14 protein-coding genes are annotated in these 15,886 nt (G+C 65.8%); 4 read left to right on the top strand and 10 right to left on the bottom strand.

The window, feature by feature from the left end; genetic code table 11:
* Positions 1-31: 31 nt before the first annotated feature.
* The gene (locus ACUDP5_RS08965; protein WP_445658583.1) at positions 32-2,002 is read right to left on the bottom strand and encodes a sensor histidine kinase; all 1,971 of its coding nucleotides are present in this window, start codon (positions 2,000-2,002) and stop codon (positions 32-34) included.
* 295 nt (positions 2,003-2,297) lie between these two features.
* Here ACUDP5_RS08965 and ACUDP5_RS08970 point away from each other — a divergent pair, with 295 nt between their 5' ends.
* The gene (locus ACUDP5_RS08970; protein ID WP_263913677.1) at positions 2,298-3,632 is read left to right on the top strand and encodes a dicarboxylate/amino acid:cation symporter; all 1,335 of its coding nucleotides are present in this window, start codon (positions 2,298-2,300) and stop codon (positions 3,630-3,632) included.
* Between the two features lie 108 nt (positions 3,633-3,740).
* On the opposite strand, the gene ACUDP5_RS08975 is transcribed toward ACUDP5_RS08970, so the two are convergent.
* The 7 genes from ACUDP5_RS08975 to ACUDP5_RS09005 form a co-directional block, all read right to left on the bottom strand.
* Entirely contained in the window at positions 3,741-4,361 is a 621-nt protein-coding gene (locus ACUDP5_RS08975) for a Maf family protein (protein ID WP_445658584.1), read from the bottom strand.
* A gap of 56 nt (positions 4,362-4,417) precedes the next feature.
* Complete coding sequence (rlmH, locus tag ACUDP5_RS08980; RefSeq protein WP_006387790.1) at positions 4,418-4,888, bottom strand: 23S rRNA (pseudouridine(1915)-N(3))-methyltransferase RlmH; 471 nt, start codon at positions 4,886-4,888, stop codon at positions 4,418-4,420.
* An 8-nt stretch (positions 4,889-4,896) separates the two neighbouring features.
* Positions 4,897-5,301, bottom strand: coding sequence for a ribosome silencing factor (gene rsfS, locus ACUDP5_RS08985; protein WP_263913679.1), 405 nt, complete (start codon positions 5,299-5,301; stop codon positions 4,897-4,899).
* Positions 5,302-5,374: 73 nt separating this feature from the next.
* Entirely contained in the window at positions 5,375-5,962 is a 588-nt protein-coding gene (gene nadD / locus ACUDP5_RS08990) for a nicotinate (nicotinamide) nucleotide adenylyltransferase (RefSeq protein ID WP_263913680.1), read from the bottom strand.
* Positions 5,959-6,870, bottom strand: coding sequence for an oxygen-dependent coproporphyrinogen oxidase (hemF, locus tag ACUDP5_RS08995; RefSeq protein WP_263913681.1), 912 nt, complete (start codon positions 6,868-6,870; stop codon positions 5,959-5,961). Before hemF ends, nadD begins: the two co-directional genes overlap by 4 nt.
* A 12-nt stretch (positions 6,871-6,882) precedes the next feature.
* A complete protein-coding gene (purD, locus tag ACUDP5_RS09000; RefSeq protein WP_175192673.1) occupies positions 6,883-8,190 on the bottom strand; it encodes a phosphoribosylamine--glycine ligase in 1,308 nt (435 codons plus the stop codon).
* A gap of 140 nt (positions 8,191-8,330) precedes the next feature.
* Positions 8,331-9,062 (bottom strand): YebC/PmpR family DNA-binding transcriptional regulator, encoded by a 732-nt coding sequence (locus ACUDP5_RS09005; protein WP_263913682.1) that lies wholly within the window; start codon positions 9,060-9,062, stop codon positions 8,331-8,333.
* Positions 9,063-9,217: 155 nt separating this feature from the next.
* On the opposite strand from ACUDP5_RS09005, the gene ACUDP5_RS09010 reads away from it, so the two are divergent.
* From ACUDP5_RS09010 to ACUDP5_RS09020, 3 genes are all read left to right on the top strand, one after another.
* Positions 9,218-10,747, top strand: a complete 1,530-nt coding sequence (locus ACUDP5_RS09010) for a helicase HerA-like C-terminal domain-containing protein (protein ID WP_445658585.1) — start codon at positions 9,218-9,220, stop codon at positions 10,745-10,747.
* A gap of 123 nt (positions 10,748-10,870) precedes the next feature.
* The gene (locus ACUDP5_RS09015; protein WP_263913684.1) at positions 10,871-11,938 is read left to right on the top strand and encodes a tartrate dehydrogenase; all 1,068 of its coding nucleotides are present in this window, start codon (positions 10,871-10,873) and stop codon (positions 11,936-11,938) included.
* A 26-nt stretch (positions 11,939-11,964) separates the two neighbouring features.
* The gene (locus tag ACUDP5_RS09020; protein ID WP_445658586.1) at positions 11,965-12,921 is read left to right on the top strand and encodes a hypothetical protein; all 957 of its coding nucleotides are present in this window, start codon (positions 11,965-11,967) and stop codon (positions 12,919-12,921) included.
* Between the two features lie 60 nt (positions 12,922-12,981).
* Here ACUDP5_RS09020 and ACUDP5_RS09025 read toward each other — a convergent pair whose 3' ends face one another.
* Both ACUDP5_RS09025 and ACUDP5_RS09030 read right to left on the bottom strand, forming a co-directional pair.
* Positions 12,982-14,601 (bottom strand): DHA2 family efflux MFS transporter permease subunit, encoded by a 1,620-nt coding sequence (locus ACUDP5_RS09025; RefSeq protein WP_263913686.1) that lies wholly within the window; start codon positions 14,599-14,601, stop codon positions 12,982-12,984.
* A 12-nt stretch (positions 14,602-14,613) separates the two neighbouring features.
* Entirely contained in the window at positions 14,614-15,876 is a 1,263-nt protein-coding gene (locus ACUDP5_RS09030) for an HlyD family secretion protein (RefSeq protein WP_263913687.1), read from the bottom strand.
* Positions 15,877-15,886 lie beyond the last annotated feature (10 nt).

Consider the following 15,886-nt stretch of genomic DNA (forward strand, 5'->3'; position numbering starts at 1 on the left):
GTCGCGCTCGGGCGCGGGCTGGAGAGAAGTATCAGGGGCGCGGGTCATGGATAGTAGGCGGCGACTTGCGCAGCGTGAGCGTGAACATCGCGCCGCGGCCGGGGCCGTGGGGCGCGGGGAAAATGGCGTCTCCGGGATGAGCGGCTTGCAGGTCGCCGCCGAATTCGGCAACGATGTCCCGCGAAATGACCAAGCCCAATCCGAGGCCTTCGGCCTTGGTCGTATGAAAGGGGGTGAACAGGCGCGCACTGGCTTCAGGTGACAAACCCGGGCCGTTGTCATTGACGAACAGTTGTACCGAGGCGCCCATGTCCTGCAGGGCGATGATGATGCGGCCATCGGCTTGGCCTTCCAGCGCGTCCATGCCGTTTTGCAACAGGTTCACCAGGACCTGTTCGAGCCGGATGCGGTTGGCCTGGACTCGATAGTCAGGTTCCGCCGGCGGACGTTGCAGCGTCACCCCCTGGCGCCTGGCGCGCGGACCGACCAGCAACAACGCCCCGTCCAAGGCCTCTTTGAGGCTGGTGGGGCCTACCGAGGCGCCCGCCTTGCGCGAAAATGCGCGCAGTTCCCCGGTGATGTGGCCGATACGCTCGGTCAAGGACGCGATGGTGCTCAGGTTTTCTGCCACGCAGGCCGTGTCGCGGCGGCGCAGAAATTCGGCGGCATTGTCGGCATAGGCGCGAATGGCGGCAACCGGCTGGTTGACTTCGTGCGCGACGCCGGCGGCGACCTGGCCGAGCAATGCCAGCTTGCTGGCCTGCACGAGTTCGTCCTGCATGGTGTGCAGCCGCGCTTCGGTGCGTTGGCGTTCGTCCATCTGCGTCAACAACTGTTGGTTCACTTCGCGCAATTGGGCGGTGCGTTCTTCGACCTGCGCGGCCAGTTGTTGGCGCACTGCCGCCTGCTGCGCGGTGCGCTCGCGGTTGCGATGGCGACGGAATAGGACGATGCCTATCACCGCCGACAGCACCGCCATGGCGAGGAGGGCGCCAAGCTGGGCGTTGGCGGTCGCGCGGTTCATGGCTGACTGCACGGGCGACAGCAGATGCAGTGTCCAACCCGGCGACTCGACAATGGGCAGCGTGGTGTGTAGCAGGGGCGCGCCCGCGGCGATCTGGGGCAGGGCTTCATCGGTGTGCACCAATTGTCCGCCGTTGATGGTTTTCAGCGGCGGACGCAGCGGCAACGGCTGGAACATCGCGTCGCCGAACTGCAGGCTGGTGCGCAGCGTTTGCGCCAGATCAGGCGCCAACGGCGACAACACGCGGAAACGCCAGTCGGCCAGGCTGCCCAGCAGTACGACGCCGTGCTCGTCGGTCACGAAAATCGGCGCGTTCGATTGCCGCCAATCGGCTTCAAGGTCGCGGAAATCGACCTTCAGCACCACCACGCCCAGCATGACGCCATTGGCACCGTCCACCCGTCGCGACAAGTACAGCCCGGCTTCGTGGCTGATCGTGCCCAACGCGAAATGCTCCGCCGAGCCATGCGCGACCGCGCCCTTGAAATAGGGCCGGAATTGGTAGTCGACGCCGACGAAGGTTGCCGGCTCGCGCCAGTTGCTGGCGGCGATGGCGTAGCCGCTGGTATCCAGCACGTAGATGGCCGAGGCGCCGACGCCCCGGCTCAGCGTATCGAGCTTTTCGTCCAGTGATTCGATCTGGGCGACGGTGGGGTTCTGCAGCGTGGCGCGCAGGTCGACATCTCGGGTCAGCACGAATGGCAGGGCGCGGAATTTGTCCAGATTGTTGCGCAGGAGGGCGGCGTTGATCTGGCCGGCCCCGCGAGCTTGCAGCGCGGCCTCCTTCAGCGCCCCTTCTCGCGCCCATTGGCTGGCGGCGTGCAGGGCGCCCAGCGCGATGCCCACCGCAAGCAGGATCAGAAGGACCCAAGGCCAGGCAATGCCGCGCGGCTTGGCGGCCAAGGGCGCGTCGGCCTTGGGCGGGCTGTCCGGTAGCGCCTGAGCGGACGTCTTGGGTGATGAGGGGGCGGGGGGCATAGGTTTGTGTGGCTTTCCGCACATTTTATCTGCTTTATGTGTGGAATTTCGCCAACTATAACGCGCTGCGATCTCGGACGCGATAAGAAGATAAGCAAAATCAAGTGTTTAGGGGCGGATGCGGCCTTGCCGTCGGTTGGCACGGCATTTGCATATACCCCAGTAAGCCTGGCGGCATTGCGCACCCGGGTGAAATGGCCTGCGGAGATACGCAAGGCTTCAAAAGAGAAAACGCCCCGGCGTCCGTTGCGTCGCATCGCAATGCGTTCGGGGCCCCTGGTGGGGACAAATCCCAATGATCGAAGTAGATCAAGTCGCGCCTGCGCGCAAGCTCAAGTTCTATCAAATCCTGTACGTGCAGGTGCTTTTCGCGATCGCGATCGGCATTTTGCTGGGCTACTTCAAGCCGGAACTCGGCGAGTCGATGCAGCCGCTGGGCGACGGGTTCATCAAGCTGGTCAAGATGATCATCGCGCCCGTGATCTTCCTGACGGTCGCCACCGGTATCGCCGCAATGAGCGACCTGAAGAAGGTCGGCCGCGTGGCGGGCAAGGCCATGCTGTACTTCCTGGTGTTCTCGACCCTGGCCCTCATCGTGGGCATGGTGGTGAGCCACATCGTGCAGCCGGGCGCCGGCATGCACATCAATCCCGCCACGCTGGACCAGAAGGCGGTGTCGGGATACGTCGCCAAGGCGCATGATTCCACGATCACGGGCTTCTTGCTGAACGTGATTCCCACCACGATCTTCAGCCCCTTCGTCGGCGGCGACATCCTGCAAGTGCTGTTCGTGGCCGTGCTGTTCGGCATCGCGCTGGCGCAGGTCGGCGAACGGGGCAAGCCGGTGCTGGATTTCCTGACGGCGCTGGCCCAGCCCATCTTCAAGCTGGTTGCCATCCTGATGAAGGCGGCGCCCATCGGCGCTTTCGGGGCCATGGCGTTCACCATCGGCAAATACGGTATCAAGTCCATCGTCAACCTGGCGATGCTGGTGGGCACGTTCTACGCCACGGCCGTGCTGTTCGTGGTCGTTGTCCTGGGCATGGTGGCTCGCTACAACGGCTTTTCGATTCTGAAGCTGGTGCGCTACATCCGCGAAGAACTGCTGCTGGTGCTGGGCACGAGCTCGTCGGAAGCCGCGCTGCCGACCCTGATGCAGAAGATGGAACGTGCCGGGTGTTCGAAGTCGGTGGTGGGTCTGGTCGTGCCGACCGGGTACTCGTTCAACCTGGATGGCACCAACATCTACATGACGATGGCGGCCCTGTTCATCGCCCAGGCTTGCGACATTCCGCTGTCGCTGGGCGACCAGATCCTGCTGCTGCTGGTGGCGATGCTGAGCTCGAAGGGCGCGGCTGGCGTGACCGGCGCGGGCTTCATCACGCTGGCTGCAACGCTGTCGGTGGTGCCGACGGTGCCGGTGGCCGGCATGGCCCTGATACTGGGCGTGGACCGCTTCATGTCCGAATGCCGTGCGCTGACCAACCTGGTCGGCAACGCTACGGCGGCCGTGGTGGTGGCACGTTGGGAAGGTGAGCTGGACAAGGACAAGCTGCATGCCGCGCTGGAAGGCGCGGGGCCCGCGGCGGACCCGCAAGCGATTGCACGCGTGTCGACCTTGCAGGGTTGAGCACCGCGACCGATTGCCTCATGCCGTTGGATGCGACGGCTGAGCAGCCGCTCGACAAAAGGCCCCCAAGCCGACAGGCTTGGGGGCCTTTTATCATGCTGCCACGCGTCAGGGAATCTGGATCGCGGCGCTGCGCAACAGATTGGCGGTTTCGAACAGCGGCAGGCCCATCACGCCCGTGTAGCTGCCGTCGATGCGCGAGATGAAGGTGCCGGCCAGGCCCTGGATGCCATAGGCGCCGGCCTTGCCGAAGGGTTCGCCGCTGTCGCAGTAGCGGCCGATTTCGTCCGCTGTCAGCGCGCGCATCCAGACATGGGTGATGGACACCGCTTCGAGCAGGCGATCGCCCGTCCAGAGGGCGACGGCGGTATGCACCTGGTGCGTGCTGCCGGACAAGGCGCCAAGAATACGAATGGCGTCGTCGCGGTCAACGGGCTTGCCCAGCACGTGGCCGTCAAGGATCACGGTGGTGTCGGCGGCCAGGAGCGGCAGGACGGGCAGGGCCTGGTCGCGCATCCAGTCGCGGCCGCGCAGGGCCTTGTCGCGGGCGGTGCGCTGGACGTAGTCGGCGGCGCTTTCGCCAGCATGCTGCGGTTCGTCTTCGCCGGGCGGGGCGGGTACGCGCAAGACCTCGTGGGCCAGGCCGATCTGCGTCAGCAGTTCGCGCCGCCGCGGGCTGGCGGAAGCAAGATAGAGGCGTGGGGGCAGGGCGGGAGCGGGTTCGGTCATACGAGGGCGGCGGCTGGGTGCGCCGGCCACGCGCCTGGCTGGGAGCCGGGCGCGGATCAGGCGCGGTGATAGGGGTGGTTGGTCATGATGGCCCAGGCGCGATAGAGCTGTTCAGCCAGCACCACGCGCACCATGGGATGCGGCAGGGTCAGGGACGACAGGCGCAACTGGCCGCTGCACGAGGCCTTGAGGTCGGCATCCAGGCCATCGGGACCGCCGACCAGGAAAGCCACGTCCTGGCCGCCCGCTCGCCATTGTTCGAGCTTTTGCGACAGGGCCATGGTGGTCAGGTCGCGTCCGCGTTCGTCCAGCGCCAGGCGCAGCGCGCCAGCGGGCAAGGCGGCTTCGATGCGCTTGGCTTCGGCGGCCATCATCTGGGCGGGCGTCTTGCCGGTGGTGCGCGGTTCGGGCTTGATTTCGCGCAGTTCCAGCGCGCAGTCGGGCGGCAGGCGCTTGGCGTAGTCGTCCCAGGCGGTCTGCACCCAGTCCGGCATGCGCGTGCCCACGGCGGCGACGATCAGTTTCACGCCGCGCCTTACTGATCGGCGTCGTCGTAGGCGCCGTCGCTGACGATCGGCGCAGCCCGGGTGGATTCGGGCAGCAGTTTGACGCGTACCGGCTTGCCGCCCCAGATTTCTTCCAGGTTGTAGTACTGGCGGATGACGGGCTGCATGATGTGGACCACGAGGTCGCCCAGGTCGACGACGACCCATTCGCCGGTGTCTTCGCCTTCGATCGTGATGCCGGTCAGGTCGAGGGCACGGCCGCGATCCGCCACGCTGGAGGCCAGCGCCCGGGTCTGGCGATTGGAGGTGGCGCTTGCAATCACGACGCGATCGAACAGGCTGGTCAGATGCGTGGTGTTGAAGACCTTGATGTCTTGCGCCTTGACGTCTTCGAGGGCGTCGATGACGGCGCGTTGGAGTTTCTGTATATCCATAGCTGCAAATATAACCCGCGCACGGACAGCAGGTGCCGGTTCCGTGGCGCTGCGCGCCCAGGCGGGTGTGGGTTTATCGGTAAAGATGGTGCGCCGCAATATACGCGGCCACGGGACTGGCCAGCAGGCCGTCGGTGGATTCGCCCAGCGCCAGGCGCTGACGGATCTGCGAGGCCGATACCGGCATCGGGGCAAAAGGCAGTTCTTCGAGCTTGCGGCCCAGGCTGTCCAGCCAGGCGGCCAGTTCGGCGGGGGGCGCAAGCGGCGTGCCGGGGCGGGTCGCCACGGCCAGATCCACCAGACGGGAGATTTCCTGCCAGTCGCGCCAGGTGCAGAAATTGGCCAATTGATCGGCGCCCAGCAGCCAGACGTAACGAGCGTCGCCGGGCAGCGCCCGCAGGGTGTCGATGGTATAGGTGGCGCCGCCGCGTTCGAGCTCGATGGGGTTGACCACCAGCCCGTCGTGGCCGGCGATGGCCAGTTCGAGCATGTCGCGACGCTGCGACTCGGTGGCGTGCAGGGCGGCTCTTTGCCACGGATTGGCCGCGGGGATGAGCTGCACCTGGGCCAGGCCGAGCGCGCGCAAGGCGTTTTCGGCCAATGCGATGTGCGCGACGTGGACGGGATCGAAGCTGCCGCCCAGGAGTCCGATACGCTTCACACCCAGTCTCGCGGCGTCAGGTAGGGGGCCAGTTCGGCTTCCGGGGTACCGGCTTCCGGTTGCCAGTCGTAGCGCCACTGTGCCAGGGGCGGCATGGACAGCAGGATCGATTCGGTGCGGCCGCCGGATTGCAGCCCGAACAGGGTGCCCCGGTCGAAGACCAGGTTGAATTCGACATAGCGGCCACGCCGGTAGGCCTGGAAGTCGCGTTCGCGTTCGCCGTAGGGGATATCGCGGCGGCGCTCGACGATCGGCAGGTAGCTGGCCAGGAAGGCGTCGCCGACCGAACGGGTCAGGGCGAAGGACGCATCGAATCCCGGGGCGTTCAGGTCGTCGAAGAAAATGCCGCCAATGCCGCGGGTTTCGTTGCGGTGCTTCAGGAAGAAGTATTCGTCGCACCAGCGCTTGTAGCGCGGGTAGTAGTCGGCGCCGTGGCTGGCCAGGGCGTCGTGGCAGACCGTATGGAAATGGCGGGCGTCTTCTTCGAACGGGTAGTAGGGCGTGAGGTCGATCCCGCCGCCGAACCAGAATACGTCGGCTTCGTCGTGGCCGGGGCGGGCCGCGGCCACGAACATGCGCACGTTCATGTGCGTGGTGGGCACGTACGGATTGCGCGGATGCAGCACCATGGACACGCCCATGGCTTCCCAGCTGCGCCCGGCCAGTTCGGGGCGATGCGCGCTGGCCGACGGCGGCAGCTTGGTGCCCTTGACGTGGCTGAACAGCACGCCCGCGCGTTCGAACAGCGCGCCGCCTTCGAGCAGCCGCGACAGGCCGCCACCGCCTTCGGGCCGCGTCCATTCGTCGGCGCGGAAGGCGCTGCCTTCCGCGGCCTCAAGGGCGGCGACGATGCGGGACTGCAGGCCGGTAAGGTAGTCGCGGACCGTGGCGACGGGCAGTGCGTTCATCGGCGCTTCCGGTTACGCGTTGGACTTGGGCTTTTGCTGCGAGGGCTTCAGCGCGCGCCAGCCGATGTCGCTGCGGTACTGGCGGCCGTCGAAGTGGATGCCGTCGATGGCTTCGTACACGCGGTCTCGCGCCATCTTGACCGAATCGCCCAGCGCGGTGACGCACAGCACGCGGCCGCCGGTGGTCTTGGTGTCTTCGCCGTCCAGTTCGGTGGCGGCATGGAACACCATGCAGTCGTCGGCGTCGGCGGGCAGGCCGCGGATGACGTCGCCCGTGCGCGGGGTGTTGGGGTAGTTGTGCGAGGCCAGCACCACGCCCAGGGCCGTGCGGCGGTCCCAGGTGATGTCGGCGCGATCCAGCGTGCCGTCCACGGCGTGCTCGAGCACGTCGAGCAGGTCGCTCTTGACGCGCATCATGATGGGCTGGGTTTCGGGGTCGCCCATGCGGCAGTTGAATTCCAGCGTCTTGATGTCGCGGTCGGGATCATCGCCGGGGGCGATCATCAGGCCGGCGTACAGGAAGCCCGTGTACGGAATGCCGTCGCGCGTCATGCCCTGCACGGTCGGCAGGATGATTTCGCGCATGATGCGGTGGTGCAGTTCGGGCGTGACGATAGGGGCGGGCGAATAGGCGCCCATGCCGCCGGTATTGGGGCCCTGGTCGCCATCCTGCAGGCGCTTGTGGTCCTGGCTGGTGGCCAGCGCCAGCACGTTGCGGCCGTCGCACATGACGATGAAGCTGGCTTCTTCGCCCACCAGGCATTCTTCGATGACGACTCGCGCGCCGGCGGCGCCCATGGAGCCGTCGCCCAGCATCGCGTCGACGGCGGCATGCGCCTCTTCGAGGGTGGCGGCGACGACGACGCCCTTGCCGGCGGCCAGGCCGTCGGCCTTGATGACGATGGGGGCGCCTTCCTGGTCGATATAGGCGTGGGCCAGGGCCGGGTCGGTGAAGGTCTCGTAGCGCGCGGTGGGGATGTTGTGCCGGACCATGAAGGCCTTGGCGTAGTCCTTGGAGCTTTCCAGTTGCGCGGCGGCCTTGGTCGGGCCGAAGATTTTCAGGCCGCGGGCGCGGAAGACGTCCACGACACCGGCGGCCAGCGGGGCTTCGGGGCCCACGACCGTCAGGGCGATGCCTTCGCGCTGGACGAAATCAGCCAGTTCTTCGGCATTGGTGAACGGGATGTTCTCCATTTGCTCGGCCCGTTGCGTGCCGCCGTTGCCCGGGGCGACGTACACCTTGTGTACGCGCGGGGAGCGGGCCAGTCGCCAGGCCAGGGCATGTTCGCGGCCGCCAGAGCCAATTACCAGGAGTTTCATGTTGCGTGAGTCTTAAGGTTGCCAGTCGAGTGTCGCGGGACACCTGCCCGAGAAATAGGCCACGGACCCGGGCGGGCCCGGGTCCGGTGACAGCGTGGCGCCGGGAAGGCGGGTGCCTTCACAACGCCTGGGTCATGGAATTACTGCGCTTCGTCGAAAATGACGGTGGTATAGACTTCCTGCACGTCGTCCAGGGCTTCCAGGGCGTCGAGCAGTTTCTGCATCTTGATGGCGTCTTCGCCGGCCAGCTCGGTTTCGTTCAACGCCTTCATGACGATGCCGTCGACTTCGGCCTTCAGGCCCGCGGCGTCGAAGGCGCTGCGCACGGCGGCGTAGTCGGGCGGCGCGCAGACGACTTCGATCACGCCTTCTTCGTCGGTCGTGACGTCTTCGGCGCCGGCTTCGAGGGCGGCTTCCATGACTTTGTCTTCAGGGGTGCCGGGCGCGAAAACGAATTGGCCGCAGTGCTTGAACATGAAGGCCACCGAGCCTTCCTGGCCCAGGTTGCCGCCATTCTTGGCGAAGGCGTGGCGCACTTCGGCCACGGTGCGGGTGCGGTTATCGGTCATGCAGTCGACAATGACGGCCGCGCCGCCGATGCCGTAGCCTTCATAGCGCACTTCTTCGTAGGCGTCGCCGTCGGCGCCGCCCGCCCCGCGCTGGATGGCGCGCTGGATGTTGTCCTTGGGCATGTTGGCGTCGGTGGCCTTGTCCCAGGCCATGCGCAAGCGCGGATTGCTGTCCGGGTCGGGGCCGCCGGCGCGCGCCGCCACGGTGATTTCACGAATGATCTTGGTCCAGAGCTTTCCGCGTTTGGCGTCTTGGCGGCCTTTGCGGTGCTGAATATTGGCCCATTTGCTGTGTCCGGCCATGGCTTCCCAGATAAATTGTCTGCAAAAACGGCATTTTACCGTGCCGGCGGCCTGCGCGCCCGGGACCCTGTCGCCTGTGTCCATATTGCCACGCACAAGCGCCACGGCAGGCTCTACACTTGGGCATCTGATACCCCCGGCCCGGAGAGTTGCCCATGCCCGACCCCATCGTCATCGCCAAGAATGCGCAGACCGAGTTGGCGCTGCTGCCTGCCCTGGCCAACCGGCACGGCTGCATCACCGGGGCCACCGGCACCGGCAAGACGGTCACCCTGCAGGTGCTGGCCGAATCCTTTTCCCGCATCGGCACCCCGGTCTTCATGGCCGACGTCAAGGGCGACCTGACGGGTATTTCGCAGCCGGGGACAGCCAGCCCCAAGCTGCAGGAACGCCTGAAAAGCCTGGGCCTTGCCGAGCCGGCCTGGGGCGCCAGCCCGGTCGCGCTGTGGGACGTCTTCGGCGAGCAGGGCGTGCCCGTGCGGGCCACCATCACCGATATGGGGCCGCTGCTGCTGTCGCGCATCCTCGAACTGAACGACACCCAGGAAGGGGTGCTGACCCTGGTTTTCAAGGTGGCTGACGACGAAGGCCAACTGCTGCTGGACCTGAAAGACCTGCGGGCGATGCTGCAGAACGTGGCCGACCGCGCCGCCGACCTCAAGACCCGCTACGGCAATGTGTCTTCGGCCAGCGTGGGCGCGATCCAGCGCGGCCTGCTGGCGCTGGAGTCCCAGGGCGCCGAGAAATTCTTCGGCGAACCCATGCTGGACGTGGCCGACCTGATGCGCACCGATGCCCAGGGGCGCGGGATCGTCAACGTGCTGGCCGCCGACAAACTGATGCAGGCACCGCGGCTGTACGCGATTTTCCTGCTATGGCTCCTGGCCGACCTGTATGAAAAGCTGCCCGAAGTGGGCGACATGGAACAACCCAAGCTGGTGTTTTTCTTCGACGAGGCGCATCTGTTGTTCAACGATGCGCCGCCGGCGTTGCTGAACAAGATCGAACAGGTGGTGCGGCTGGTGCGTTCCAAGGGGGTGGGCGTCTACTTCGTGACGCAGAATCCGCTGGACATTCCGGATACCGTGCTGGGCCAATTGGGCAATCGGGTACAGCACGCCCTGCGCGCGTTTACCCCGCGTGACCAGAAAGCCGTCAAGACCGCCGCGCAGACGATGCGGCCCAATCCGGGCCTGGACATCGAGGCGGCCATTACCGAGTTGGGCGTGGGCGAGGCCTTGGTGTCGCTGCTGGACGTCAAGGGCCGTCCCATGCCGACCGAGCGCGCCTGGATCGTGCCGCCCGCCAGCCGCATCGGCCCCGCGACCGACGCGGAACGCCAGGCCCTGCGCCAGGCCAGCCCGATGACCACGAAGTACGGCCAGGCCATCGAGCGAGCCTCCGCCTACGAGGTGCTGGCCGGCCGCGCCTCGGTGCCGGCCAGGCAGGATTCGGCTGCGCCGGTGCCGACCGCGGGCGGGCCGTCGCCCGCTCCCGCCCCTGAAGAGAAGGGCGGCGGCTTCATGGATGGCCTGAATGACGTCCTGTTCGGTTCGACGGGGCCGCGTGGCGGCAAGCGCGACGGCGTGGTGCAGTCGGTGGCCAAGAGCACGGCGCGTTCCATCGCAAGAGAATTGGCACGCGGCATCCTCGGTTCCTTGCTGGGATCCAAAACCCGTCGCTGAATTCTGTATTCCATCTCTGGAACACGCGAATACCCCCAACTTTTGTAACTGGGGGTATTGCGTTGACGCCATTTATGCCTATGATTCTGGGCGGTATAACCCAGGATTCGAAAGGACAGAGCGGTGGCGAAGAAACACAAGATTGCGGTGCTTCCAGGAGACGGTATTGGCAAGGAGGTCGTGCCGGAAGGCCTGAAGGTGCTCGAAGCCGTCGCCTCGCGCTTCGGCATCGATTTCCAGTGGGACCACTTCGACTGGAGCTGCGATTATTACGCCAAGCACGGCAAGATGATGCCGGACGACTGGCAGCAACAGATCGGTCAGCACGAGGCGATTTTCTTCGGGGCCATCGGTTGGCCCGCTACCGTGCCCGACCACGAGGCGCTGTGGGGGTCGCTGTTCAAGTTTCGCCGCGAATTCGATCAATACATCAATCTGCGTCCGGTGCGCCTGATGCCCGGGGTGCCGTCGCCGCTGGCTGACCGCAAGCCCGGCGAAATCGATTTTTTCATCGTTCGTGAAAATACCGAAGGTGAATATTCCAATAGCGGCGGCATCCTGTTTGGCGGAACCGAGCGCGAAGTGGTCATCCAGGAAAGCGTATTTACCCGTGTGGGTGCAGACCGCGTGCTGAAGTTCGCATTCGAACTGGCGCAAAAACGGGGCAAGCACCTGACGGCGGCCACCAAGTCCAACGGCATTTCCATTTCGATGCCCTGGTGGGACCAGCGGGTGGCCGACATCGCCGGGAACTATCCGGATGTGCGCTGGGACAAATACCATATCGACATCCTGTGCGCGCATTTCGTGCAGCACCCCGATTGGTTCGATGTGGTCGTGGCCTCCAATCTTTTCGGCGACATCCTTTCCGATCTCGGCCCGGCTTGCACGGGTACGATCGGCATCGCGCCGTCGGCCAACCTGAACCCCGAACGCAAGTTCCCGTCCCTTTTTGAACCCGTGCATGGCTCCGCACCCGACATCTACGGCAAAGGCATCGCCAACCCGATCGGCCAGATCTGGAGCGGCGCGCTGATGCTGGACTTCCTGGGCTACCCCGAGGCCTCGGCGGCCGTGGTTCGCGCCATTGAAACCGTGTTGGCCGATGGCCCGCGCACGCGCGACATGAAGGGCACCGCTTCCACCGCTGAAGTCGGCGATGCCATTGCGTCGCTGATCGCGGCGGGCTAGTCGTGCATTTCCAGGGGGCCGAGGACATGGTCGATTCCATTGCTTCTACCTCCACTCAGGTGGGTGGCAGCCGTGCCGACCGTTTCGCTCGCAAGCTGTTCCGCATGATGCGGTCGCGCACGCAGCGCCACAACCAGCACCTGTGGCCCTTCGTCCGCATCTGGCGCAATCCGGCCGGGGTGATCTGCGGTTTTCGTGCCTTTGGCCGGTCGCTGCCGATCACGCCGCTCGAGCAGGGCTACGACCCGGCCGACGACGAGATGCACCTGATCCTGAGCGGCCCCTCGGTCGCCGACATTCCCTACGACCGCCTGAAGATCCGGGCGGCGATGGGGGTGAATGGCTCGATCGCGCTTGCCCTCAAGTTCGATCTGCCATTCAAGTATTACTGCATCATCGACCAGAACTTCGTTCGCGACCGTATCGACCTGGTGCGCGAGATCGTCGCCTGTGATCTCACCTTGTACGTGTTGCCCGAAGTGCTGCGCTACATCATGCAAGGGATTCCGCAGGAGTTCATACGCTGCCGTATCTGCATCATCGAGCTGATCTCCGAACGCGCCTACCAGCGTAGCGCGGCACCCGCCGTGCTCAAGCGCATGGTGGCGGCGTCGCCCGACCTGCAGTTGCTGGACGCCAAGCAGGGGCTGGGCTACAGCTTCAATGCCTCTCTGGGCGTGTTCGATGCCGATACGGTGGCCTATGTGGCGCTGCAGGTAATGATTTCAGGCGGCGCACGCAAGGTGTACCTGCATGGGCTGGACCTGACGCTGCAGCATGGCATGCGTTTCTACGATGAAGGGGCGACGCCGCAGACCAGTCGCCTGGCGCGCAATTTCGCCCGTCTCATCGAGCCGTCGTTCCGGTTTGCCGCCCAGCAATGGCGTGGCCGAGGCGTGTCGGTAATCAATCTGTCACCCGTCAGTGCGATACCGCCGGATGTGATCGAACGGCAAAACTGGCAAGCGTTGTTGAACAACTGAAAACAAAGGGCCTGGCAATTTCTTGCCAGGCCCTTTGCGTTGCAGGATGCCCCGTCGTGATCAGTGGGCGCCTGCCGCCGCCTCGGCCGCGCCACCGCCGCCACCGGCCTTCGCGGAGCGCGGCTTGGCGAACCAGACCAAGCCGATCAGCATCAGGAAAATGACCGCCGACGCATAGAACACATCGACCGCCGACATGGTGAACGCCTGGGCGTTGATCATGCGGTCTACCGTGGTCAGGGCCTGTTCGTGCGACATGCCCACGCCGTTCTGCAGTGCGTTCAAGGTCTGGTCGAACGCCTGTTGGCCGGGCTTGGCGGCTTCGGTCAACTGGGAGTGGTGCAGGGTCGCGCGGTTTTCCCAGAGCGTGGTGGCGATCGAAGTGCCGAACGCGCCTGCGGTCAGCCGCAGGAAGTTCGACAGGCCCGAGGCCGCCGGAATGCGCCACGGTTCGATGCTGGACAGCGTGATCGAGGTCAGCGGCACGAAAAACGCCGCCATGGCTGCGCCCTGGATGATCGTCGGGATCATCAGCGTGCGCACGTCGGTCTGGGTGTTGAAGCCCGACCGCATGAAGCAGACCAGCGCGAAGATCATGAACGCGGCCGTGACGATCTGGCGCGGGTCGCGCGTGGCCAGCATCTTGCCCACCATGGGCGTCAGCAGGATTGCCAGAAGGCCCACCGGGGCCGTCACCAGGCCTGCGTACGTGGCGGTGTAGCCCATGTAGCTTTGCAGCCAGAGCGGCAGCAGCACCACGTTGCCGAAGAACACGCCATAGGCGACTGCCAGGGTGACGGCGCCCACGGTGAAGTTGCGGATCTTGAACAGGCGCAGGTCCACCACCGGGTGCGCGTCGGTCAGTTCCCAGATCAGGAAAAACACGAAGGCCACGAAGGCGATGGCCGCCAGCGCGATGATGGTGGGGCTGGCGAACCAGTCCAGTTCCTTGCCCTTGTCCAGCATGATCTGCAGCGAACCCACCCAGACCACCAACAGTACCAGGCCGAGCTTGTCGATGGGCAGCTTGCGGGTCAGTGATTCGCGGTTGCCGTAGATGCGCCAGCTGATCCAGGCGGCCAGCAGGCCCACCGGAACGTTGATGTAGAAGATCCAGGGCCAGGTGTAGTTGTCGGAAATCCAGCCGCCCAGCAAGGGCCCGGCCACGGGGGCGACCAGGGTGGTCATGGACCAGACCGCCAGCGCCATGCCCGCCTTGGATTTCGGGAAGCTGGCCAGCATCAGCGTTTGCGACAGCGGGATCATCGGGCCGGCCACGGCGCCTTGCAGCACGCGGAAGGCGATCAGCGCTTCGAGCGAAGGCGAAAAGCCGCACAGCCACGACGCCAGCACGAACAGCAGCGTCGAAATCAGGAACAACCGTACCTGGCCGAAGCGCTGGGTCAGCCAGCCGGTCAGCGGCACCGTGATGGCATTGGCCACGGCGAACGAGGTGATGACCCAGGTGCCCTGGCTGGAGCTGACGCCCAGGTCACCGGAAATCGTCGGGATGGAGACGTTGGCGATCGAGGTGTCCAGCACGTTCATGAACACCGCCGTGGACAGCGCGATCGATCCGATGATGCGGGTCGCGCCTTCCAGTGGCGGGTAGGTGCCGGGCGGGAGTACGGTCGGCTCGGCGGGGGCGCCGCCGGCCGCGGGCTGTGCGGGGGTGCTCATGGGAGCGCTTCCTTACTTGGCGCCGCGCGCCGAGCCTTCTTTGGTGGCGGGCGACGGGGCCGCCTGCGGGGTGAATTCGTCGGAGGCAAGGTTGGCCTGGATGATGTTGCTGATCATCGCGTCCACCTCGTCATGCGCCGGTTCGAACGCGCGGGTCGACCAGGCCGGTTCCTTGCGGGCGGCCGCGGTCAGCGGCTCGCCTTCCTGCTTGCCGACGTCGACTTCCACGTCCATGGACAGGCCGACGCGCAGCGGATGGGCCTTCAGATCGTCAGGATTGAGCGCAATGCGCACCGGTACGCGCTGCACCACCTTGATCCAGTTGCCGGTGGCGTTCTGCGCAGGCAGCAGGGCAAAGGCGCTGCCGGTGCCGGCATCCAGGCCGGCGATGGTGCCGTGATACGTGACCGAGCTGCCGTACAGGTCGGCCACCATCTTGACGGGCTGGCCGATGCGCATCTTGCGCAGCTGGCCTTCCTTGAAGTTGGCTTCGACCCAGACCTGGTCCAGCGGCACGACGGTCATGAGCGCGGCGCCCGGGGCCACGCGCTGGCCTACCTGCACACTGCGGCGGGCGATGACGCCGCCGACGGGGGCGGGCAGCACGGTGCGCGATTGCGCCAGCCACGCGTTGCGCAGGCCGGCGACGGCCTGGCGCACGTCGGGGTGGTCCGCCACGGTCGTCCCTTGGGTCAGGGCCTGGTTGGTGGCCAGCTTGGCGCGCGAGGCGGCCAGTGCGGCACGGGCTTGCGCCAGGCCGGACTGGGCGGTTTTCAGGGCGGCTTCGGCATGCAGGATCTCTTCGCCGCTGACGCCGCCGGACTTGGCCAGTTGCTGGCGGCGGCTGACGTCGCTCTGGGCGCGGGTCAGTTCGGCCTGAGCACGCAGGATGTCGGCGTTGCGCAGGTCGACATCGGCCGCCAGTGCGTCGTTCTGCACATAGTAGGTACGGACCTGGCGCACCATCTGCGCCAGCTTGGCCTCAGCCTGCTGCAGCGCGACTTCGGTGTCGGCCGGATCCAGGCGCACCAGCGGTTGGCCGGCGGCGACGGTTTCGGTGTCGTCGGCTTCGATGGCGATGACCGTGCCGGGCACTTGCGGCGTGATCTGCACCAGGTTGCCGTGCACGTAGGCGTCGTCGGTGCTTTCGAAGTGGGCGCCGAACAGGGCCCACCAGATGCCGTAGGCGATCGCGAGGACGATAAAGACCCCCGTGGCGATCAGCAGCAGGCGTTTGCGGGCGGGATTGGTCGTGGGAGTGGTGGCTGCGTTCATGACGTCTGAA

Source organism: Achromobacter sp. NCFB-sbj8-Ac1-l (genome assembly GCF_052695805.1).